General features: G+C 57.0%; 1 protein-coding gene. It reads left to right on the top strand.

The annotated features are described in order from the left end of the window. Positions 1-2523, top strand: a 2523-nt coding sequence (locus tag JYJ39_RS13815; RefSeq protein ID WP_205205206.1) for a calcium-binding protein, incomplete at both ends; no start/stop codon positions are given.

Genomic DNA, 2523 nt, shown 5'->3' with positions numbered 1-2523 from the left:
GTTTGTCAGAGTTCGGTTGCCGGAGGCGTCAGGGGAAAATTCAACGGCCTGTTAAACCTTCTATCATTGGAAAGGCAGGCGGCGTTGTTGGTGATCTTTACGATCTCGGCCAAATTGGAGATGCTGTTCGTAAAGGCGACTGGACCGCAGCGGCAGTCAATATATCGAGCGCACTGGGCGGGGCAGCTGGGGCTGCCATTGCAATAGCTTTTGTTGGCACCGGGGTCGGTGCTGTCGGCATTGTGGCTATTGGCGCTGCTTCGTACGTTGGTGGCGAATTAGGAGAAAAGCTCGGCGAATTTCTTTTTGATCCCACCCTTGAGCCTGAATTCTATGAAGAGACCCTACGTAATCGCGAACAACGCTTGCGTGACCGTGGCATCGATCCAGAAACAGACCCCGGAACGCAAAACATTCGTCGCCAGTTAGAAAAATCCAGAAAGCGCGCAGGAATACCCTCGCCCAGCGATTGCCCCATGGAGAACATCAAGGAAAAAACCGGCACCGCTTCCACCATCCCCTCACCAATCGCAATCGATCTTGACGGCGATGGTATCGAGACGGTTTCGGTTGCCAACGGCGCCCTGTTTGACCATGCTGACGATGGCTTTGCGGAGCGTACAGGCTGGGTGAGTAGCGACGATGGACTGCTGGTGCGTGACATTAACGGCAATGGCACTATCGACAGCGGCCGCGAATTATTTGGTTCTGAAACTCTGCTGGAAAACGGCAGTAAAGTCGTAAACGGTTTCGAGGCGCTGAAGGAATTCGACGCCAACGCCGATGGTGTCATTGATGTGAATGATGCGGTATTTGGCCAATTGCGTATCTGGAAAGACGTTGACGGAAATGGCCGCACCGACGCAGGAGAACTTCTCACCCTCGCGGAAGCAGGCGTCCAGTCCATCAGCGTCAATTATACGAATTCCAGCTACATCGACGCCCAGGGCAATGCCCACAAACAGGTGGGCACTTATACCACGACCGATGATCAGACTCGCGCTGCCACCGACGTGTGGGTCAAGACCGATGCCACCTACAGCGTGCCAACCGAGTGGGTGGACGTTCCGGAAGACATCGTCGCACTTCCTGACGCCCAAGGCTACGGCAAGGTGAGGGATCTGCACCAAGCCATGACGATGGATACGACGGGGGAGCTCAAGGCGCTGGTCACCAGCTTCACCCAAGCCACCACACCTGAAGACCGGGACGCGTTGGTGACGCAGATTATCTACCGTTGGACGGGAGTGCAGGACGTGGACCCAGCCAGCCGTGCAGCCACCATGATCTACGGCAATGCCATCGGCGATGCTCGCAAGCTCGAGGCTCTTGAAGAATTCATGGGTGAAGAATGGTCCGGCGTCTGGTGCTGGGGTACTCGCGACCCCAACCCGCATGGCAGGGCAGCGCCTGTGCTGCTTGAAGCTTGGGATGAACTTAAGGCGCTGGTCTATGGCCAGCTAATGGCGCAAAGTCTTCTTAAACCGCTGTTCCTTCAGGTGGCCTACCATTGGGACGAAGACTTGGGCAGAGTGATGGGGGATCTGTCCGTCGTAGCGGATACGCTTAGCTCGCAAATTCAGACTGACCGTGAGGCGGGACTCACTGAATTGGGTGATTTCCTGCACGCACTCAGGGGCATGGGCTTGCTTAACCGTCTGGATATGGGGGGGTTCAAGGCTATGTTGCAGCCCTTGGGCGAAGATGTGGCGCAAACCATGGAAACAGCTCTTATTGGCTGGATTTCAGGCAACACTCTTATAGCCACGGAGGGCGCCGACATACTACGTGGCAGCAATTTTGATGATTTGCTGGATGCCCGAGGTGGTAACGACCAGTTGTTCGGACGCGGGAGCAACGACAAGCTGATCGGCGGTGCCGGCAATGACGTGTTGGACGGTGGTACAGGTGACGATGTACTGGAAGGCGGTGCCGGCTCTGATACCTACCGCTTCGGCCGGGGCGATGGGCACGATACGATCATCGAGGATTCCTGGATCGTCGGAGAGACCGACCGCATCGAGTTCAAGGCAGGCGTTTCCCCGGCGGATGTGCGGCTGGAACGGGTACGCACCGGGTTCGGCTGGCAGTTTAGCGATGATCTCAAAGTCACCCTCCGCGACACTGGCGAAACGCTGACCGTCAAAAACCATTTCAACGAAAGCAACCGCCACGCGGTGGAGGAAATCGTTTTTGCTGACGGTACGGTGTGGGATGTGGAAGCGATCAAATCCCGCAGTCTGCTGGGCGAGGCGGGGGATGATGCATTGCGTGGTTTCAACGAGCGCGATGATGTGATCAAAGGCGGCGCGGGGAACGATACCCTCATTGGTCTTTCCGGCGACGACCTGTTGGAAGGTGGGGAGGGTAACGACCAACTCTACGGCGGGAGCGGCGACGACGTGCTGATTGGTGGCGCGGGCGATGACGTGCTGGAAGGCGACGCCGGTTCCGATACCTACCGGATTGGTCTGGGCGATGGCAACGATGTGATTGCTGAGTTTGGTACCGATGGCGAAGACA

Origin of the sequence: Azonexus hydrophilus, assembly GCF_905120355.1 — a bacterium.
In the GTDB taxonomy this organism is placed as follows: domain Bacteria; phylum Pseudomonadota; class Gammaproteobacteria; order Burkholderiales; family Rhodocyclaceae; genus Azonexus.
Note: the sequence above shows the minus strand (reverse complement) of the source record. Positions and strands in the feature narration are given on the sequence as shown.